The organism is Borreliella japonica (genome assembly GCF_900099615.1).
Classification (GTDB): Bacteria; Spirochaetota; Spirochaetia; order Borreliales; family Borreliaceae; genus Borreliella; species Borreliella japonica.
Genome location: NZ_FMTE01000021.1, coordinates 1 through 3130, shown reverse-complemented (window position 1 = coordinate 3130; position 3130 = coordinate 1). Strand labels below are relative to the sequence as shown.

Below are 3130 nucleotides of genomic sequence, written 5' to 3'. Positions count from 1 at the left end.
GCTAAAACTTTAACCATGAAAGTTAAAACTTTAATTTATTTTTCAAGAAAAAATAAACTTTTAACCATGAAAATTAAAAAATTAAAAAATTAAAAATTGGGAGCAAAAGCTTACAAACACGATTGGTAAAAATCAATATATATAATTATAATTATAATTATATATATTATTAACTTTTGCAAACTAAAAAAGGAGGCTTAACAAAAATGCACAAAAAATTATTAATACTTGTTATTTTGATATTCTTTTCTTGCAATTTAAGCAAATCTGAACAAAATAATCAAATAAGCGCATTAGATACAGAAAAAATAAAAGAATATCAAAAAAATGAGTCTCAAACAAATATTCAATTTTCAAACGAAATTAAAGCATTTAAAATTAGTAGTAATACTACTATTACTACTAAAGACTCAAATGCCACTACTAATATAGATGATCCACCCCATATCACAACTATCTTGAAAATAGAAAAACAAAATAACGGAAACATTATTATTACTGAAGCAAATACGAAAATAGCAGAAATTCAAAAAGACAAAATTTATAGATTTAAAGAGGCGATTGAATACGGGGGTATCTTTAGAGTAAAAGATACCAGAACAAACCAAAATAAACAAAATAGCCATGATTTTAATGATTCCATTTTTGTATCAAGTTATAGAAACTATGTACATTTTAGCCCGTCTATGATTACTAATACATCAACAGACAATAAGACAACTTATCTTAAAGAAACATACATAATGAAAGAAGACGATTTATTAAGAATAACTGATAGCTTATAAAAACCCAAAATTAAAAATTAGAAATATAACAAGAATTATTATTATTATAAATAGAATAATAATAATTCTTGTTAAGAATGTCATTTTTTAAAAAAATTGTCCCTTAATTTGCAATTATTTTTCTGATTATTTGTATTTTTTATTCAATGCGTTATTTTTATATGTATAAAATTTATATCGTTTATTTTTATATTTGCTATAATTATAAAATTTAGACATTAAGTATACTATGAGGCACTACATTATTTACAATTCATTCACAAAATAATTTGAATATTGAAAGTGCCGTTTTTTTTTGATTGTTCAATTTTTAGTAGATTATTTTCTAATAAAAACCCTTAATTTTAATTTAAAAGATATATAATTTTTATTAATTTTTTTGAAAATTTTGGAGATTTACTATAACATACTGGTGGCCACAATACTAAATTCATAAATAATACTATAATCCTAGTGATATCCTAAAATGGAAACAAAATCTTCTAATTACTATCAAGCTAGAATAGCAAAATTAATAAATTCTTTTTATAATGAATGTTACAATTTTATAAGTTGTATTTTTGTTTGGAGAATTAATGTTGAATAAATGCAATATTCAGACTATTAATGAGTCTATCTTTTCAAAATATCTTTTTATTCATACAATAGACACTTAATTTAAGACGCACAATATTAAATTAAAAGCGCCAATTTTTTTATTAAAAAAAGATATATAATGTCTATTGCTTTTTATGAGTTCTTTTAAAGAAAATGGAAAATAGGCCGTTTAAGACAACATAAAATACAGATAATTTATGGAAAATGCTAGTATTCAACAAAAAACAAATCAAATTAGAAATTCTTGTCTTTGCAATAGAAATAGTAAATAACCAATTTGGTCAATATCCAATAGAAAATGTGCTTAAGCTATATAATTATGGCCTTTCAAAAGCGACTCTAGCCTGCGTTAAACTAACAACAATGAGAAAATACCTTAAAAAATTACAAGAATTTAAAATCATAAGTAAATGTTGCACTAGAAAAACAACAGATTGTGGATTTTTAGTCCATTATAAGATTAATTACACCACCGAACAAGCTTGTGCTATAATAAGGTTATATATCTTTTATGAAATAAGTTCTTTGGCAGACTAAACCAACTTGAAAACCGCAACTAATTTAAACTAGTTTTAATAAAAAATCCTAAATATTTTAAGCTAAATTAAAAGCTAACATTATGTTAGCTTTTAAAATTTATTACTATTAAATAGTAGTAAACTTATATTTGTCTAACAATATCCTAAAACTATCATCATTATAATTTTTAACTAGTATATTTAGTTAGGAAACATTGTGTCAATATCAAATTTTGCAATTCTATATGCACATTTTATATAAGGGATATCTAAATAAATATAATGATAAGAATCATTTTCTGTTTTAGTTTCTCTTTTTACTACAACTAAAGTTTTATTTTCATATTTAAGAATCTTTTTCATGGGATAAGCAGTCAAATAAATAGACGCTTTAAAAGAGCCGCCATTATACAATGCATTTCTAAAGTTTGTAATTTCTTTTAAATTAACTTTTATTTTTAAAGCATTATAATTTTCATCATATTCATCATAATTATCCTTATTTTTACCAGAAAGAGTAGCGGCTAAATCATGTATGGATGCATTTAGTTTACCATATTCTTCATTAGAATTAATAATTTCAATGTCTCCAGTTTTATTTATTGAAAACTTAAAACTATCTTCACTAGAAAATTTATCATAATCAAAAGAATCATCAAAAATTAGCTTGTCTGGTGAGCTCTCTTCAATAGCATAATCATAATATTTAACATGTGCTGAATTTAAAAAATTATATTTCTTTTTTTTAGCAACTCTAGACATCGCCAATTCTTTTTCTTTAAAAATACTATTTAATTCTGAATGCCCTAAAATACTTATAAAGAGCAATACTAAACTTATTTTTTTCATATCCTCTCCAGACATTATTGTATAAATTTAAGCAATTTTAATGCAATATTTCATGAGCTTATTTTTTAACTTTATCAATTATTTTAGCAAGACATACATATTAAAAAGTAGACGACTTTAATATAGATAAAAATTGCAATTTATATTTTACCAAAAGCTAAAAATTTTAATCAAATTATTCTTTTTTAAAATTTATTAACGACAATTCGTATTAAATCAATCAAAACAATAATTTCTAGTATTGCTAATACGGGCAAAATAATTATTAATCCAAAACCTAGGGTAAATAGGTAAAATACAGGGGAAATAAGCATTATACATAAAAACGCAATACCGGTCCCCCATTTTTCCCACATAAAATCTATGAGCCCCTAAATAACC

At 23.1% G+C, this 3130-nt stretch carries 3 protein-coding genes; 2 read left to right on the top strand and 1 reads right to left on the bottom strand.

The window, feature by feature from the left end:
- The first annotated feature begins 206 nt into the window (after window positions 1–206).
- Window positions 207–785 (top strand): hypothetical protein, encoded by a 579-nt coding sequence (locus BLO14_RS05620; protein WP_091973917.1) that lies wholly within the window; start codon window positions 207–209, stop codon window positions 783–785.
- An 801-nt stretch (window positions 786–1586) separates the two neighbouring features.
- Entirely contained in the window at window positions 1587–1919 is a 333-nt protein-coding gene (locus BLO14_RS05615; protein ID WP_091973914.1) for a plasmid maintenance protein, read from the top strand.
- A gap of 182 nt (window positions 1920–2101) precedes the next feature.
- On the opposite strand, the gene BLO14_RS05610 is transcribed toward BLO14_RS05615, so the two are convergent.
- The gene (locus tag BLO14_RS05610) at window positions 2102–2749 is read right to left on the bottom strand and encodes a hypothetical protein (RefSeq protein WP_091973911.1); all 648 of its coding nucleotides are present in this window, start codon (window positions 2747–2749) and stop codon (window positions 2102–2104) included.
- Window positions 2750–3130: the final 381 nt, after the last annotated feature.